The following is a 15671-nucleotide window of genomic DNA, read 5'->3' as shown; positions in this document are numbered from 1 at the left end:
GAGCGTGACCAAAGGGGGTCCTAGGCTGCGGTTGTGCGCGATCCGTCCGGCCAGAACCTCGTCCTGTCCTGCGGCCCCTACCGGGCCGAGGTGGTCACCGTCGGAGCCGGGCTCCGGTCGCTGTCGTACGACGGCCGCGCGATGCTCGCCGGCTGGCCGGTCGGTGACGTCTGCCCGGACTACCGCGGCTGGGTGCTGATGCCGTGGCCCAACCGGGTCGGCGACGGGGCCTACGAGTTCGGGGGCGTGCACCATCAGCTGCCGCTCAACGAGCCCGCCAAGGGCAACGCCCTGCACGGCCTGTCCGGCTGGACCGAGTGGACCGTCGAGCACCACGACGAGACCCGCGCCTCGCTGAGGCTGCCGCTGGTGCCGACGACCGGCTACCCGTTCGTGCTCGACCTCGCGGTCGACTACGAGCTGACCGACGCCGGGCTCCGGGTCACGATGGCGGCCACCAACGCGGGCGCCGTGGCGGCGCCGTACGGCACCGGGCACCACCCCTACTTCACGTTCGGCGACGGCCCCGTCGAGGACCTCACGTTGACCCTCCCGGCGACCACCTGGTGCCCGATGGACGAGCGCGGGCTCGCCGGGCCGGCGGAGCCCGTGGACGGCACGGCGTGGGACTTCCGGGCGGGCCGGGTCATCGGCGACGCGGTGATCGACCACCCCTTCGGCGGCCTGGTCGGGCCGTCCGCCACGGTCCTCGCCCCCGACGGCGCGACCACCACGCTGACGCTGCACGAGGGCTTCGACTGGCTGCACGTCTTCACCTCCGACACCCACGACCCGCCGCGGCGCTCGCTGGCCGTCGAGCCGACGACCTGCCCGCCCGACGCGTTCCGCACCGGCGTCGACCTGGTGGTGCTCGAGCCGGGTCAGACCCACAGCGCGGCGTTCACGATCGCGGGTAGCGCACCCGCGTGACGTAGCCGACCGCGAGCCCGACCAGGACTCCGATCAGGGTCTCGAGGCCGCGGTCGACGATCAGCGTCCGGGCCGGCACGGGCGCCGCGAGGTGCACCATCAGCAGGGCCAGCGGGGTGACGGCGACCAGCGCGAGCGCATAGTTGCGGCCGACCAGGAGCTCGGCGACCACCTGCAGCAGCGCCACGACCAGCACGATGACCAGCGCGGACAGGTCGAGGCCGAGCAGCACCGACGCCAGCACCAGCCCCACTGCGGTGCCGACCACGCGGTGCAGCCCGCGGACCAGCTGGTGCCCGAGGTCGCGAGCGACCAGCGGCACCACCGCCGACACCATCGCCCAGTAGGGATGCCCGATCCCGGACGCGGTCGCCACGACGCCCGCCAGCAGCACCCCGACCGAGCTCGGCAGCACGTGCCAACGGGCGCTCGCGACGTACGACGGGCGCCGGCGAGTGGTCCGCGGTGCGGCCGGGTCGCGGGCGCCGCGCCAGAACGCCCCCAGGTTGCCGACCAGCACCGCGAACGCCGCCGACGCCCCGGCGACGGCGAGCGCGACCGGCACGTCGGACGGCACCGAGGGCACCGAGGCGCACGCCGCCAGCCCGAACACCAGGAACAGCGGGCCGGGCGGGTGCCAGTCCTCCGCGTCCGACGCCAGCGAGCCGAGCGCGGCGACCGCGGCCGTCGCCGGCACCGCGATCCACGCACGGTGCGCGGAGACACCGATCAGCGTGCCGAGCCCGATCGCCGCGGTGAGGTACACCGCCAACCGCACCTGCAGCTGGGCCCGCGCGAGGTGCACCCGCTCGCGGCCGTAGAGCGAGGTGAACGCCCCGAACGTCGCATAGATCGACCACTCCGAGCGGCCCGCCGCCCAGAGCACGAGCAACGGCGCGAGCACGCAGATGCCAGCCCGGATCGCCACCCGGTGGGCGCCGGCGTGCGGACCGAACGCGACGAGCCGGCGGTGGAGGTCGGTCACTGGAAGCTGACGAACCGGACCGGCGGCCGCAGTGCGCGCACCGCGGCCGGACCCATCCGATCGACGTCCTCGTCGTAGAACAGCTTGAAGCCCATCGTGAACAGCCGAGGCCGGGCCACCGCGGCGTACGTCGCGCGCTTCTGCCGCCGGGTGCCGAAGCCGTCGACGTGCTGGACCATCGCGAGCCCGGCGCGGCGGCGCACCTGGTCGATGCCCAGGACCATGTCGGTGCGGAACTGGTGCAGCACGAACAGCTTCTGCGGGAGCCCCGCCGCGCGCGTGAGGCCGGCCAGCCACGCCGAGGTGCGGTTGACCTCCGCGGCCCGCACCTGCCCCACGGTGTGGGCGGGCACCTGGTGCCCGCTCATCCGCCACTCCGGGTCGAGCGCGAGCCCGACCCAGGGGTCGCGGAGTGCCCAGGCCCAGCGCTTCGCGACGTCGAGGAACCCGGTGCGGCCGGGCTGGAGGTCGAGCACGAGCAGGGCGCCGTTGCGGTGCGCGCCCTCGACGTACTGCTCCACGACCGAGCGCGGGATGTCGTGGCTGTAGTCACCGTCGGGCCCGGGGTGGGCGTCGGCGATCGTGACGATCAGCTCGTAGACGTGGCGCACCGGCCGGCCGGTGGCGGCGAAGGGCCTGGCGGCGCGGCGGAGCCGGGCGTCCATCGTGTCGGGGTCGCTCTCCCCGAGCACGCCCATCGAGGCGGTCTGCCCGGTGCCGTAGTAGGCCACGAGGAAGTGGTTGCCCCCGAAGATCTTCGTGCCGCCGCCCGGGAGGGCCGCCGGTTCCGTGGGCGGGTCCGACTGGTCACCGCCCTGCGTGGGTGCGGGGGTCTCGACATCGGTCGGCGCCGGGGCGCGTCCCTCCTCGACCACCGAGGATCGCGCGTCCTCCTGGTCGACTCCCCAAGCGACCACCAGCAGCGCGACGATCGCGAGCAGGACCAGGAAGACGACCGGTCCGCGCTCGTCCCGCATCAGCCAGTGATGGCGCCGTGGGCGGCGGACTGGACGATCTTGGCGTACTTGCCGAGGACCCCGCGGGTGTACTTGGGCGGGTTGGGCTCCCAGCCCACCTTGCGCTGCTCCCACTCCGTCTCGTCGGCGATCTCGACCTCGAGCAGCCGGTTGGCGACGTCGAGGGTGATCTGGTCGCCGTCGCGCACGAACGCGATCGGCCCGCCGTCGACGGCCTCGGGGGCGATGTGCCCGACGCAGAGGCCCGTCGTACCTCCCGAGAACCGGCCGTCGGTGATCAGCAGCACGTCCTTGCCGAGGCCCGCGCCCTTGATCGCACCGGTGATCGCGAGCATCTCGCGCATGCCGGGCCCGCCCTTGGGGCCCTCGTAGCGGATCACGACGACGTCGCGGGCCTGGATCTCGCCGGCCTCGAGCGCGTCCATCGCGGCGCGCTCGCCGTCGAACACGCGGGCGGTGCCGGTGAACACGGAGTCGTCGAAGCCCGCGGTCTTGACCACGGCCCCCTCCGGGGCCAGCGAGCCCTTGAGGATCGTGAGGCCGCCGGTCTTGTGGATCGGCCGGTCCAGGCTGCGGATCACCTCGTCGTCGAGGGCCGGCGGAGCGAGGTCCTCGAGGTTCTCGGCGAGCGTCTTGCCGGTGACCGTCAGGCAGTCACCGTGCATGAGCCCCGCGTCGAGCAGCGCCTTCATCACCACGGGGATGCCGCCGATCTTGTCGACGTCGTTCATGACGTACTTGCCGAACGGCTTGAGGTCGCCCAGGTGCGGCACCTTGTCGCCGATCCGGTTGAAGTCGTCGATGCTCAAGTCGACGTCGGCCTCACGGGCCATCGCCAGCAGGTGCAGCACGGCGTTGGTCGAGCCCCCGAGCGCCATCACCACGGTGATCGCGTTGTCGAACGCCTCGCGGGTCATGATCTGGCGGGCGGTGATGCCCTGGCGCAGCAGGTTGACCACGGCCTCGCCCGAGCGGTGGGCGAACCCGTCGCGGCGGCGGTCGACGGCCGGCGGGGCCGCCGAGCCGGGGAGCGACATGCCGATCGCCTCGGCGACCGAGGCCATCGTGTTCGCGGTGTACATGCCGCCGCAGGCGCCCTCGCCCGGACAGATCGCGCGCTCGATGCGGTCGACCTCGTCGCGGGTGATCTTGCCGGCCAGGCACGCGCCGACCGCCTCGAAGGCGTCGATGATCGTGACGTCGTTGCCGTCGACCTGACCGGGCATCGTGGAGCCGGCGTACAGGAAGACGCTGGCGAGGTCGAGCCGCGCGGCCGCCATCATCATGCCGGGCAGCGACTTGTCGCAGCCCGCGAGCAGCACCGAGCCGTCGAGCCGCTCGGCCATCATCACGGTCTCCACGGAGTCGGCGATGACCTCGCGTGACACCAGCGAGAAGTGCATGCCCTCGTGGCCCATCGAGATGCCGTCGGACACCGAGATCGTGCCGAACTCCAGCGGGTAGCCGCCGGCCGCGTGCACGCCGTTCTTGACCGCCTTCGCCAGCCGGTCCAGCGACAGGTTGCAGGGGGTGATCTCGTTCCAGCTCGACCCCACGCCGATCTGGGGCTTGGCGAAGTCCTCGTCGCCCATGCCGACCGCACGCAGCATCCCGCGCGCGGCGGCCTTCTCCAGGCCGTCGGTGACGTCGCGGGAGCGGGGCTTGATGTCGGGAGTGCCCTGAGGATCGGTCATGGACTCAGGCTAGGCCCTCGTCCCAGGCGGCATAGCCTGTGCTGCATGCCGACCCTCCGCTCAGCAACGTCGACCTCGGGCCGCAACATGGCCGGTGCCCGCGCCCTGTGGCGCGCGACCGGGATGACGGACTCCGACTTCGGGAAGCCGATCGTCGCCATCGCCAACTCGTTCACGGAGTTCGTGCCCGGTCACGTGCACCTGCGCGACCTCGGGAAGATCGTGGCCGAGCAGGTCGCCGCAGCCGGCGGTGTCGCGAAGGAGTTCAACACGATCGCGGTCGACGACGGCATCGCGATGGGCCACGCCGGGATGCTGTACTCCCTGCCGAGCCGGGAGCTGATCGCCGACGCGGTCGAGTACATGGTCAACGCGCACTGCGCCGACGCACTGGTCTGCATCTCCAACTGCGACAAGATCACCCCCGGCATGCTGATGGCCGCGCTGCGGCTCAACATCCCGGTCGTGTTCGTCTCCGGCGGTCCGATGGAGGCCGGCAAGACCCAGGCGATCGAGGGCGTCGTCCACTCCAAGCTCGACCTCGTCGACGCGATGGTGCTGGCCGTCAACGACGCGGTCACCGACGAGCAGCTTGACGTCATTGAGCGCTCCGCATGCCCCACCTGCGGGTCGTGCTCGGGGATGTTCACCGCCAACTCGATGAACTGCCTGACCGAGGCGATCGGCCTGTCGCTTCCCGGGAACGGCTCGACGCTCGCGACGCACAGCTCACGGCGTCGTCTCTTCGAGGAGGCCGGTCGCCTCGTCGTCGAGATCGCGAAGCGCTACTACGAGGACGACGACGAGTCGGTCCTCCCCCGCAACATCGCGACCCACGCGGCGTTCGAGAACGCGTTCGCGCTCGACGTCGCCATGGGCGGCTCCACCAACACGGTGCTGCACCTGCTCGCCGCCGCGCGTGAGGCCGGCATGACGTTCTCCGTCGACGACATCGACGAGGTCTCGCGTCGGGTGCCGTGCCTGTCGAAGGTCGCCCCGAACACGCCGAAGTACCACATGGAGGACGTCCACCGCGCCGGCGGCATCCCGGCGCTGCTCGGCGAGCTGCACCGCGGCGGGCTGCTCAACGCGGGTGTCCACGCGGTCCACAGTCCCTCGCTCCAGCAGTGGCTCGACGAGTGGGACATCCGCGGCGGCACGGCCAGCGACGCCGCGCTCGACCTGTTCCACGCGGCGCCCGGCGGCGTGCGCACCACCGAGGCGTTCTCGACGGACAACCGCTGGGGATCGCTCGACACCGATGCCGCCGACGGCTGCATCCGCGACGTCGAGCACGCCTACACCGTGGACGGGGGCCTCGCGATCCTCAAGGGCAACCTCGCCGAGGACGGCTGCGTGGTGAAGACCGCCGGCGTTCCCGAGGAGATCTGGACCTTCAGCGGCACCGCGATCGTCTTCGAGAGCCAGGACGATGCCGTCGAGGGCATCCTGTCCAAGCGGGTCCAGGCCGGTCACGTGGTCGTCATCCGCTACGAGGGCCCGAAGGGCGGGCCCGGCATGCAGGAGATGCTCTACCCCACGTCGTACCTCAAGGGCCTCGGCCTCGGGCAGCAGTGCGCGCTCCTCACCGACGGCCGCTTCTCCGGCGGTACGTCGGGGCTCTCCATCGGCCACGTCTCCCCCGAGGCGGCCGGCGGCGGCACCATCGCGCTCGTCGAGGACGGCGACACCATCACGATCGACATCCCGAACCGCTCGATCGTCCTCGACGTCGACCCGCTGATCCTCGACCAGCGGCGCGCGGCCCAGGAGAAGCGCGACAAGCCGTTCACCCCCGTCGACCGCGACCGGCCCGTGTCGGCGGCCCTGCGGGCCTACGCCCTGATGGCCACCGCCGCCTCCGACGGTGCGTACCGGCTCGTCCCGGAGTGACGCTCGGCGCCCAGGCGCGGCCACCGCGAAGATTGGTCTCAACAGGACCAAAGTCCGTGCACTTGGTGACGTCCGTGCGCCGTTTCTGGTCATGGGCGGACCAAGGAGCCCCTAACCTTTTCGGGTGAGTCCGGTGAGCTGGCAGAGGTACGACGCCGTGCTGTTCGATCTCGACGGTGTGGTGACCCCCACCGCTGAGGCCCACATGCGCGCCTGGTCGGACATGTTCAACGCGTTCCTGTCCGCCTATGCGGGCGAGGGCGACACCTCGCCGTACACCGAGGTCGACTACTTCGCCCAGGTCGACGGCAAGCCTCGCTACGACGGTGTGCGCGACTTCTTGTCCTCGCGCGGCATCGACCTGCCCGAGGGCACGCCGGCCGATGACCCGGCCGCGGACACGGTGTGCGGCCTGGGCAACCGCAAGAACGACGCGTTCAACGTCGTTCTCGAGCGCGACGGCGTCGTCGCCTACCCGGGCTCCGTGCTGCTGCTCGACCACCTCGAGGCGCTCGGCCTGCCGCTGGCGGTCGTCTCGTCGTCCGCCAACGCGCCGGCCGTGCTCGCGGCCGCCGGTCTCGCCGAGCGGTTCCGCACGGTCGTGAGCGGGACCGTCGCCCACGAGCTGGGCCTGCCGGGCAAGCCCGCACCGGACACGTTCCTGCACGCCGCTCAGGTGCTCGGGGCCACGGCCGATCGGTCAGTCGTGCTGGAGGACGCCGTGTCAGGAGTGCGGGCGGGCGCCGCCGGTGGCTTCGGTCTGGTGATCGGGGTCGACCGCGGTGCCGGTCACGCCACCCTGTCCGAGGCCGGCGCGGACGTCGTCGTCTCCGACCTGGCCGAGCTGGTCCCGGGCGAGCCGGAGCGCGCCCGATGACGCGCAGCTTCGGTGACGAGGTCGGCCCCGACCCGCTCGACCGCGGCCGGTTCCCCGCCAACCCCTGGGCGCTGGTCGAGACCGGCTACAGCCCGGTCGACCTCGGCGTGACCGAGACGCTGTTCTCGGTCGCCAACGGCTACCTCGGCATGCGCGGCAACCCCGAGGAGGGCCGCCCGGCGTACGCCCACGGGACCTTCGTCAACGGCTTCCACGAGACCTGGCCGATCCGGCACGCGGAGTCGGCGTTCGGGTTCGCGCGCACCGGCCAGACGATCGTCAACGCGCCGGACACGATGGTGCTCAAGATCTACGTCGACGACGAGCCGCTGACGTTCGGCACCGCCGACCTCGAGCACTACGAGCGCTGCCTGGACTTCCGTGACGGCATCTTGCGCCGGCACCTGATCTGGCGCACCCCGTCGGGCAAGCGGGTGCGCATCGACTCGACCCGGATGGTGTCGATGTCGCAGCGGCACCTGGCGATCATGACCCTCGAGGTCGAGATGCTCAGCGGCGACGCCCCGGTCGTGATCTCCTCGCAGATCCTCAACCGCCAAGACGGGCTCGACGAGTACCGCGTCGTCCACCCCACGGATGGCCTCACGGGCGATGTCGTCGACCCGCGTCGGGCCGCGGCGTTCGGCGAGCGGGTGCTGCTCCCCCGCCTCAGCTACGCCACCGAGGACCGGATGGGCCTGGGCTACCAGTGCGTCCACTCCGGCATGACGATCGCCGTGGCGGCCGACCACCTCCTGGAGACCCCCGACGAGCACGAGGCGCTGGCTCGCTGCGACGACGACCAGGCCAAGATGGTGTTCCGCATCGACGCGACACGCGGCACCACGATGCGCCTGCAGAAGACCGTGGCCTACCACACCTCGCGCGTGGTGCCGGTGCGCGAGCTCTCCGACCGCTGCGACCGCACGCTCGACCGGGCCCGCCGGCACGGTGCCGAGCACTACCTGGCCGACCAGCGAGCCTGGTACGCCGACTTCTGGGCGGCCGCCGATGTCGAGGTGGGCGGCGACACCCCCGAGCACCACGCCGTACAGCAGGCGATCCGCTACAACGTGTTCAGCCTCGCCCAGGCGACCGGCCGCATCGACGGCCTCGGTGTGCCGGCGAAGGGCGTCACGGGCTCGGGCTACGAGGGCCACTACTTCTGGGACACCGAGATCTACGTCGTCCCCTTCCTTACCTACACGCGCCCGGAGGTGGCCCGCAACGCGCTGCACTTCCGGTCGGTGATGCTGCCTGCCGCCCGTGAGCGCGCCCGCGAGATGGCGCAGAGCGGCGCGATGTTCCCCTGGCGCACGATCAACGGCGAGGAGGCCTCGGCCTACTACGCCGCGGGGACCGCACAGGTCCACATCGACGCCGACATCGCCTACGCACTGGCGAAGTACGTCCGGGCGACCGGTGACGACGGCTTCTTGCTGCGCGAGGGCATCGACATCCTGGTCGAGACCGCCCGGATGTGGGCCGACCTCGGCTTCTGGCGCAGCAACGGGGACCGCACGTTCCACATCCACGGCGTCACCGGGCCCGACGAGTACACGACGGTCGTCAACAACAACCTGTTCACGAACGTGATGGCCCGGTTCAACCTCGAGCAGGCCGTCGAGGCGCTGGAGTGGATCCGCACCGAGCACCCCGACGACTACGTCCGGGTGGTCGCGCGGCTGCGACTGGACCCCGACGAGGTCGCGGAGTGGCGCGCGTGCGCGGAGGGCATGACGATCCCCTACGACGAGGGGCTGCGCATCCACCCGCAGGACGACTTCTTCCTCGACCGCGAGGTGTGGGACCTCTCCCGCACGCCGGCCGAGCTGCGGCCCCTGCTACTGCACTACCACCCGCTGGTGATCTACCGGTTCCAGGTGCTCAAGCAGGCCGACGTGGTGCTGGCCCTGTTCCTCCAGGGCGACCGGTTCACGCTCGAGGAGAAGCGCGCCGACTTCGAGTACTACGACCCGATCACCACGGGCGACTCGACGCTCTCGGCGGTCGTGCAGTCGGTGATCGCGGCCGAGGTGGGCTACCACGAGGCGGCGCTGCACTACTTCCACGAGTCGCTCTACGTCGACCTGGCCAACCTGCACGGCAACACCCTCGACGGCCTGCACATCGCCTCGACGGGTGGCGTGTGGAGCGCGTTGGTGTTCGGGTTCGGCGGCATGCGCGACCACGGCGGCCGGCTGAGCTTCGAGCCGCGGCTGCCGATGACCTGGCCGGGCCTGACGTATCGCGTGTGCTGGCAGGGCTCGCGGGTCCAGGTCGAGCTCACCCAGGACCGCGTGGTGTTCACGATCGTGGAAGGTGAGGCGGACGTCCCGTTCACCGTGCGCGGCACCGAGTACGTCGTGAGCAAGGGCGCGCCCGTCGTCGTCGCGCTGCCCGACCAGGGCGACCGGATCGACGGCCTGCTGGGCGACCACCCGATCATCGGCGGCACCCGCGCCGACGGCAGCACGATCACCGCGGGCGTCCCGGACCCGATCCTGCCGCCGGCCGACGACGTCGAGACGACCGGCGAGCTGCCGGCGTACGTCGACCCCGCACCGCCGCTGGCGCCCTAGGACCCTGCTGAAGCCCCGTCCCGAGGCTCGACCTGGGACCGGACGTGCTCGGCCATCGCCTGGGCACCCGGCCCTGGATCGGCCCGCATCACGACCCGCAGTCGGCGCTCGACGCGCGCGGTCTCGTCGTCGTCAGCCTTGATCGGCACCCACCGGACCCCGGCCGGCACCAGCTCGGCGGCCAGCCCCGGGACCAGGGCGATGCAGAGCCCGGCAGCGACGAGACCCAGGCGCGCCGGCCAGTCCCGCACGACGTAGGCGACGTGGGGCTTCTCCAAGAGCGGCCAGGCCTCGAACTCCGGGGTCTGCGCCGTCGACGGGCCCGCCACCCAGGCCTGGTCCGCGAGCTCGTGCGGAGCCACCCAGTCACGGTGCGCGAAGCGGTGCTCCGCGCTCACCGCCACACCGAAGCCCCGCCGCCCTCGGAGATCGTGGACCGTGAGGCCGGTGAGGTCCAGGTCGGGCAGCCCGTTGCCGGTCGCGAGGAGCGCGACCTCGATCCGTCCCCTCGTGAGCTTGCGCAGCAGCTGAGGGCTCGAACCCTCCTCGACTCGCACGCAGAGTGCGGGATGGTGTTGCTGGAGGTCCCGGATCGCGCGCGGCAGGATCGTCGCGAGCGCGGTGGGGAACGCGCCGACGACCAGCGTGCCGCTCAGCCGGTCCCGCATCCCGGCGAGCTCCTCGTCGAGGGTCCCGAGGGTGTCCACGACCACGGCCGCATGACGGACCACCACCGCACCAGCGGGAGTGAGCCGTACGCCGCGGGGCTGCCGCACGAACAGCGGCCCGCCCAGCGCGCGTTCGGTGGCCGCCACCTGCCTGGACACGGCCGACTGCGTGTAGCCCAGCCGCTCGGCGGCTGCGCTGATGGAGCCGGCCCGGGCCACCTCCAGGGCGACCCGCAACCCCGTGACCGTCACGTCCGTCATGGCTCCCAGGCTAGCCGCAGCCATTCCGATCAAGCATGGCAACATTGCCGAAGAGTCGTTTGTGCGATGGGCGGCACCCGGTGAGGGTGGTGAGGACGGCACCGATCGGTGCCCCGACTCCGTTGGAACACCAGGAGGCACCCATGCCTGAGTACACGCGCGATGAGCTCGTCGACCGTCTGGTTCGCGCAGGCGAGCTCGAGGTCGAGGGCGCCGAGCAGTCCGAGATCGACACCTACTTCGACACCGAGAACTACCGCTTCCACGGACCGGACGGGGCCGAGGCCGACTACGACGGCCTCACCGCGTACTTCCGCTCGCTGCGCGACGCGTTCGAGGACCGCAGCATCGAGCGCGGCATCGTGATCGTGGAGGGCAACCGGATCGCCTGCCAGACCTGGATCCGGGGGACGTTCGTCCGGCCGTTCACCGCCTCGCCTGCCGGCACCGTGCCGCCGAACGGCCGGCCCGTGGTCATGGACCTGCTCAACCTCTTCGAGCTCGACGACCAGGGTCGCATCGTGGAGGAGCACATCCAGACCGACAACCACAGCCTCCTGCGCCAGCTCGGCGCCGGCGCCTCCTGAGTCCCGGCGGGCGTTTAGGCGGGACCGGCGACGGGCACGAGAACGTGTTATCGGTGCCGAGAACTCGAGGAGCTCGCATGACGACCCAGGTGCAGACCACCGAAGAACCCCAGCTCAGGAGACATGTGGGGATCGTCGGTCTCCTGTTCGCCAGCGTGGGGTCGATCATCGGCTCCGGATGGCTCTTCGGTGCCCTGAACGCCTCCCAGCAGGCCGGTCCGGCGGCGGTGATCTCCTGGGCGCTGGGCGGCGTGATGATCTTGCTGATCGCCCTGGTGTACGCCGAGCTCGGCACGATGTTCCCGCTCTCGGGCGGCGTGGTGCGCTTCCCGCACCTGGCGTTCGGCTCCTTCGCCAGCTACACCGCCGGGTGGATCACCTGGGTGGCGGTGGCCACGACCGCCCCGATCGAGGTCGAGGCTGCCTTGCAGTACGCCACGAAGTACGCCCCGTTCACGCGTGCGCACACCGTGAACGGCGAGATCGTCCACACCCTGACCGTCCTCGGCTACACGTGCGCGGTCGTGCTGATGGCGGTGTTCGTCGTGGTGAACTACTACGGCATCCGCTGGTTCGCCCGCATCAACAACGTGCTCGTGGGCTGGAAGATCGCGATCATCCTGCTGGTGATCGCGGCGTTCGTGCTCACCGCGTTCCACGGCGAGAACTTCACCAGCCACGGGTTCAAGCCGGCGGGCTGGCACGGCGTGTTCACCGCGATCGCCACCTCGGGCATCGTGTTCTCCTACCTCGGTTTCCGGCAGGGCATCGAGCTGGCCGGCGAGACCGACAACCCGCGCCGCAACGTGCCGATCGCCGTGATCGGATCGGTGCTGCTGACGGGTCTGATCTACATCGCGCTGCAGGTGGCGTTCATCGGCTCGCTGTCTCCCAGCACGATCGCCGACTCGGGCAGCTGGGCGAGCCTGAGCTTCGAGAACGACTTCGGCCCGCTCGCCGCGGTCGCCTCGCTCCTGGGCTTGAGCTGGCTGGCGATCCTGCTCTACGTCGACGCGATCATCTCCCCCGGTGACACCGGCCTGATCTACACCACGGTCACCTCGCGGATCTCTTACGCGATGGCTCGCAACGGCAACGCACCCCAGGCGCTCGCGCGGACCACGAGCCGCGGCGTCCCGTTCATCTCGCTGGTCGTCACGTTCATCGTCGGCCTGATCGTGTTCCTGCCGTTCCCGAGCTGGCAGCAGCTGGTCGGGTTCATCACCTCCGCGACCGTGCTGTCGTTCGCCTCGGGCCCGTTGGTGCTCTCGGCCCTGCGCCGCCAGCTCCCCGACCACGAGCGCCCGTTCCGCCTGCCGGGTGGGCACGTGATCCCGGTGCTTGCCTTCTGGTCCTCGAACCTGATCATCTACTGGTCCGGCTGGGACATCGTGTGGAAGCTCGCGGTCGCCGTGGCGATCGGGTTCGTGCTGCTCCCGATCTACCACGTGCTCGGGCAGGACACCCCCAAGCTCGACCTCCGCGCCGGCGCCACCTGGGTGGTGCCGTGGCTCGTGGGCCTGCTCGTGATCTCGTGGCTCGGCAACTACCCCGAGCCCGCGGCCGGCAACCAGGACCTGCTGGAGTTCAGCACCGCGATCCCGGTGATCTTCGCGTTCTCCATCGCGATCTACGTGCTCGCGATGAAGTCGCCGTTGCCGACCGAGGAGATCCAGCAGCACGTCGACAACGCGATGCGTGAGTCCGAGCAGGAGGAGCAGGAGCTCGGCTCGGCGCCGTGACCCGGCCGCCTCAGCCGGTCGCCTCACCCGTCGTCGAGGTGAGCACCGCCATCGTGCAGCGCGAGATGCAGACCAGGTCTCCGGCCGCGTCGCTCAGGCGGATCTCCCAGACCTGCGTACGCCGGCCCAGGGCGACCGGTCGGCCCACGGCGGTGACCCACCCCGACGTCACGGCCCGGAGGTGGTTGGCGTTGATCTCCATGCCGACGCAGCTCGCCCGCCGGGGGTCGACGGTGAACGTCGCGGCCCAGCTGGCGACGGTCTCGGCCAGGGTCACCGAGGCTCCGCCGTGGAGCACTCCGACCGGCTGGCGCGTGCGGTCGTCGACCGGCATCCGGGCCACCAGGTGGTCGTCGCCGACCTCGACGAACTCGATGCCGAGATGCCCGATCAGGCTCTGGGCGGACAGCTCGTTCGCGAGCGTCAGCGAGGGCTCGCCCTCCCAGATGGTGGGTCGTCGCGCGGTCGTGCTCATGGTGGCTCCTCAGGTCGCTCCCGGTCGTGGAGCGTCCAGCGTCTCGAGGCAGCCCGGGCCCTGTCAGGAGGGGAACTACCCCACTCCGCAGCACGTGGCTTCGCGGAACCTCCCGGAGACGTCGTACGTCGGGCCTCGCTGCGGCGACGTCGGGGGACCCTCACCGTGGTCGCCGCGACCACGGTGCTGTGGCGATCGTGCACTTCCCTCTGGTGACCGACCGCGATCACGAGATCGTCGAGGTCGCACTCGACGCCTGTCGCCTCGCCCGCGTCCGCGGAGCCCCACACGGCACCGTTCGAGGCGTCGTTCGGCCTAGGCGGTGGCGCTCTCGATGAGTGCGTACACGGTCGTGGGATCGGGCCCGAGGACGACGATCACCTGGTCGCAGGAGGCGCAGACCACGGCGTCGACAACCCGAGAGTTCATCTCGGCCAACGGCCCGGAGGAGAGCCGCCTGAGTTGATGGCCACCGATCTCTCGCCACGGGGTCGTCACCGCGGCCCAGTCGCCGCCGAACGGCGCGTCGCCCGCGGACGAGGCGATGAGGACAGTCGTGGACGACCGCGGCGCCTTGGTGATGCAGGTGTCGTCCAACCTGCCGACCTCGACGACTGAGTCCCCATCGGTCGGCTCCCACGCGGCGCAGTCGCGGGCCTGCAACTGTGGCCAGGACGCGACTGCCTCGAGCCTCATCGGTCCCTCCGTGGTCGGTGTGCCAGATGACGACTCGGTCGGAGAGCTCGAGGACGAGCTCGACGGTCCGGCGATGGGGTCCTCGCTTGAACCACCCCTCCCTGCCATGACGCCGAGAGCGACCGCCAAGGCGACGACACCGGCACTGGCCAGGATGGGCGCAAGATGCCTGCGCCGTCGACGCTCCTGCGTGGGGATGGCGAAGCCGCGGTAGTGCGGCGCGTGCGCTGCCAGTACTTCGAGGCTGCGCGCAATCTCTCGGTCGTCATGGGTGGTCATCGTTCACCTTCCGTACTGCGATCAGGCGCAGAGTCGGCTTCCGCGGCTTCAAGAGCAACGCGAAGTCTCGGTAGAGCGCGGGACACCAGACTCCGCACGGTGGCGGGTGCACTACCGATCGCCGCGGCGATCGAGGCGTCGTCCCAGTCGCCGTAGTAGCGCAAGACAATGCAGGCACGCTCGCGGGTCCGGAGCACTGCGAACGCTCGCAGTAGGGCATCGCGATCTGCCGTGCGCGTGTCGGTCGGTCCGGTTGTCATGGGCTCACCTCGGAGAATCACCAAGGCCTTGGCACGGCGCTGAAGCCGTCGTCGCCGGTCGAGGAACTCGTTGGTCACGGCCCTTCTTGCATAGGCGACGGGATCAGCAACATGGCTGATCGAGGACGATCCGAGAAGACGCGTGAACACGGCTTGGACGACGTCCTCCGCCTCAGCACCGTTACCTGTCAACAGGTAAGCAAGCGTGAGGAGGCTCTGCCCGTGAGTGGCCGCAAGCTCAGCGACGACGCCGCCGGCAGGCTCAGAGGAAATGATGCTCACGCCTACTCAGACGCCAGAGAGCCCGGAGTTGTGGCAGACACGCGCACCAGGATTGGGAGCATCGCGCGGTCTGCCCGAGCCGGCCAAGCCACGGTCGAAGTCCTGCCGACCAGCCCGTCCATCGGCACGAGCTGCCACACGCCGGTTGGCTCGTCGCCCGTCCGGCGCCACTCGTCGCGGGGGCCTGCCGGTCTCGCGACCACGGTTGGTGTGAACGTGAAGGCCACGGAGGCGGCGGCCGCGTTGGCTTCTGGAACACCTGCGTGATGTCGATCCGCTCGGGGGTCGAGCCGGTGATCTCCATCCTGCGAAGCCTGACCGTGCGGTTGCCCCGCCGCGCGTCACGTGCACCGACTCCGGAGTCGGGACCGGTGTACGTGCGCCCGAAGGTGGGGTCTGTGTGCACCACGGTGACCAAGCGGACCACGGGTGGAAGTCGTCGATCAAGGCATGGAAGCGACCCGGTTCGTCCCTAGACCGGTC

General features: G+C 70.8%; 13 protein-coding genes. 6 read left to right on the top strand and 7 right to left on the bottom strand.

What is annotated here, in order from left to right:
* The first annotated feature begins 33 nt into the window (after positions 1 to 33).
* Positions 34 to 930, top strand: a complete 897-nt coding sequence (locus tag AC3ANS_RS06455) for an aldose 1-epimerase family protein (RefSeq protein ID WP_488295345.1) — start codon at positions 34 to 36, stop codon at positions 928 to 930.
* On the opposite strand, the gene AC3ANS_RS06450 is transcribed toward AC3ANS_RS06455, so the two are convergent.
* Genes AC3ANS_RS06450 through ilvD (AC3ANS_RS06440) form a run of 3 tightly spaced genes read right to left on the bottom strand, consistent with a single transcriptional unit; the run spans position 902 to position 4586 of the window.
* Positions 902 to 1915, bottom strand: coding sequence for an FUSC family protein (locus AC3ANS_RS06450; RefSeq protein WP_488295344.1), 1014 nt, complete (start codon positions 1913 to 1915; stop codon positions 902 to 904). The genes AC3ANS_RS06455 and AC3ANS_RS06450 overlap by 29 nt on opposite strands.
* Positions 1912 to 2892 carry a hypothetical protein gene (locus AC3ANS_RS06445; protein WP_488295343.1) on the bottom strand — a complete coding sequence of 327 codons (981 nt, stop codon included), beginning with the start codon at positions 2890 to 2892 and terminating at the stop codon, positions 1912 to 1914. The genes AC3ANS_RS06450 and AC3ANS_RS06445 overlap by 4 nt, the downstream gene beginning before the upstream one ends.
* Complete coding sequence (gene ilvD / locus AC3ANS_RS06440; protein ID WP_488295342.1) at positions 2892 to 4586, bottom strand: dihydroxy-acid dehydratase; 1695 nt, start codon at positions 4584 to 4586, stop codon at positions 2892 to 2894. Before ilvD (AC3ANS_RS06440) ends, AC3ANS_RS06445 begins: the two co-directional genes overlap by 1 nt.
* 45 nt (positions 4587 to 4631) lie before the next feature.
* Between ilvD (AC3ANS_RS06440) and ilvD (AC3ANS_RS06435) the strand changes: the two genes are divergently transcribed.
* The 3 genes from ilvD (AC3ANS_RS06435) to AC3ANS_RS06425 all read left to right on the top strand — a co-directional run bounded on the left by ilvD (AC3ANS_RS06435) (position 4632) and on the right by AC3ANS_RS06425 (position 9938).
* Positions 4632 to 6479, top strand: a complete 1848-nt coding sequence (gene ilvD, locus AC3ANS_RS06435) for a dihydroxy-acid dehydratase (protein ID WP_488295341.1) — start codon at positions 4632 to 4634, stop codon at positions 6477 to 6479.
* Between the two features lie 124 nt (positions 6480 to 6603).
* Positions 6604 to 7356 carry an HAD family hydrolase gene (locus tag AC3ANS_RS06430; RefSeq protein WP_488295340.1) on the top strand — a complete coding sequence of 251 codons (753 nt, stop codon included), beginning with the start codon at positions 6604 to 6606 and terminating at the stop codon, positions 7354 to 7356.
* Positions 7353 to 9938, top strand: a complete 2586-nt coding sequence (locus AC3ANS_RS06425) for a glycoside hydrolase family 65 protein (protein WP_488295339.1) — start codon at positions 7353 to 7355, stop codon at positions 9936 to 9938. Before AC3ANS_RS06430 ends, AC3ANS_RS06425 begins: the two co-directional genes overlap by 4 nt.
* On the opposite strand, the gene AC3ANS_RS06420 is transcribed toward AC3ANS_RS06425, so the two are convergent.
* A complete protein-coding gene (locus AC3ANS_RS06420) occupies positions 9935 to 10867 on the bottom strand; it encodes a LysR family transcriptional regulator (protein ID WP_488295338.1) in 933 nt (310 codons plus the stop codon). The genes AC3ANS_RS06425 and AC3ANS_RS06420 overlap by 4 nt on opposite strands.
* A gap of 143 nt (positions 10868 to 11010) precedes the next feature.
* Between AC3ANS_RS06420 and AC3ANS_RS06415 the strand changes: the two genes are divergently transcribed.
* Both AC3ANS_RS06415 and AC3ANS_RS06410 read left to right on the top strand, forming a co-directional pair.
* Positions 11011 to 11454 (top strand): ester cyclase, encoded by a 444-nt coding sequence (locus AC3ANS_RS06415; RefSeq protein ID WP_488295337.1) that lies wholly within the window; start codon positions 11011 to 11013, stop codon positions 11452 to 11454.
* Between the two features lie 77 nt (positions 11455 to 11531).
* Positions 11532 to 13196 carry an APC family permease gene (locus AC3ANS_RS06410; protein WP_488295336.1) on the top strand — a complete coding sequence of 555 codons (1665 nt, stop codon included), beginning with the start codon at positions 11532 to 11534 and terminating at the stop codon, positions 13194 to 13196.
* Positions 13197 to 13206: 10 nt separating this feature from the next.
* Here AC3ANS_RS06410 and AC3ANS_RS06405 read toward each other — a convergent pair whose 3' ends face one another.
* The 3 genes from AC3ANS_RS06405 to AC3ANS_RS06395 form a co-directional block, all read right to left on the bottom strand.
* On the bottom strand, positions 13207 to 13671 hold the full coding sequence (locus AC3ANS_RS06405; protein WP_488295335.1) for a hotdog fold thioesterase: 465 nt from the start codon (positions 13669 to 13671) through the stop codon (positions 13207 to 13209).
* Positions 13672 to 13986: 315 nt separating this feature from the next.
* Positions 13987 to 14646: a hypothetical protein gene (locus AC3ANS_RS06400; protein WP_488295334.1), complete on the bottom strand. Its 660-nt coding sequence runs from the start codon at positions 14644 to 14646 to the stop codon at positions 13987 to 13989.
* Complete coding sequence (locus AC3ANS_RS06395; RefSeq protein WP_488295333.1) at positions 14643 to 15188, bottom strand: sigma-70 family RNA polymerase sigma factor; 546 nt, start codon at positions 15186 to 15188, stop codon at positions 14643 to 14645. The genes AC3ANS_RS06400 and AC3ANS_RS06395 overlap by 4 nt, the downstream gene beginning before the upstream one ends.
* Positions 15189 to 15671 lie beyond the last annotated feature (483 nt).

Source organism: Nocardia sp. 149-1B (genome assembly GCF_057747975.1).
The sequence above is the reverse complement of the archived record's forward strand: the minus strand, read 5'-3'. Positions and strand labels throughout refer to the sequence as shown.

Bases quoted from the DNA above. Each gene is read 5' to 3' on its own strand.
- AC3ANS_RS06445 (WP_488295343.1), bottom strand. From the start codon at position 2,892: ATGCGGGACGAGCGCGGACCGGTCGTCTTCCTGGTCCTGCTCGCGATC.
- ilvD (WP_488295342.1), bottom strand. From the start codon at position 4,586: ATGACCGATCCTCAGGGCACTCCCGACATCAAGCCCCGCTCCCGCGAC.
- ilvD (WP_488295341.1), top strand. From the start codon at position 4,632: ATGCCGACCCTCCGCTCAGCAACGTCGACCTCGGGCCGCAACATGGCC.
- AC3ANS_RS06425 (WP_488295339.1), top strand. From the start codon at position 7,353: ATGACGCGCAGCTTCGGTGACGAGGTCGGCCCCGACCCGCTCGACCGC.
- AC3ANS_RS06420 (WP_488295338.1), bottom strand. From the start codon at position 10,867: ATGACGGACGTGACGGTCACGGGGTTGCGGGTCGCCCTGGAGGTGGCC.
- AC3ANS_RS06415 (WP_488295337.1), top strand. From the start codon at position 11,011: ATGCCTGAGTACACGCGCGATGAGCTCGTCGACCGTCTGGTTCGCGCA.
- AC3ANS_RS06410 (WP_488295336.1), top strand. From the start codon at position 11,532: ATGACGACCCAGGTGCAGACCACCGAAGAACCCCAGCTCAGGAGACAT.
- AC3ANS_RS06405 (WP_488295335.1), bottom strand. From the start codon at position 13,671: ATGAGCACGACCGCGCGACGACCCACCATCTGGGAGGGCGAGCCCTCG.
- AC3ANS_RS06400 (WP_488295334.1), bottom strand. From the start codon at position 14,646: ATGACCACCCATGACGACCGAGAGATTGCGCGCAGCCTCGAAGTACTG.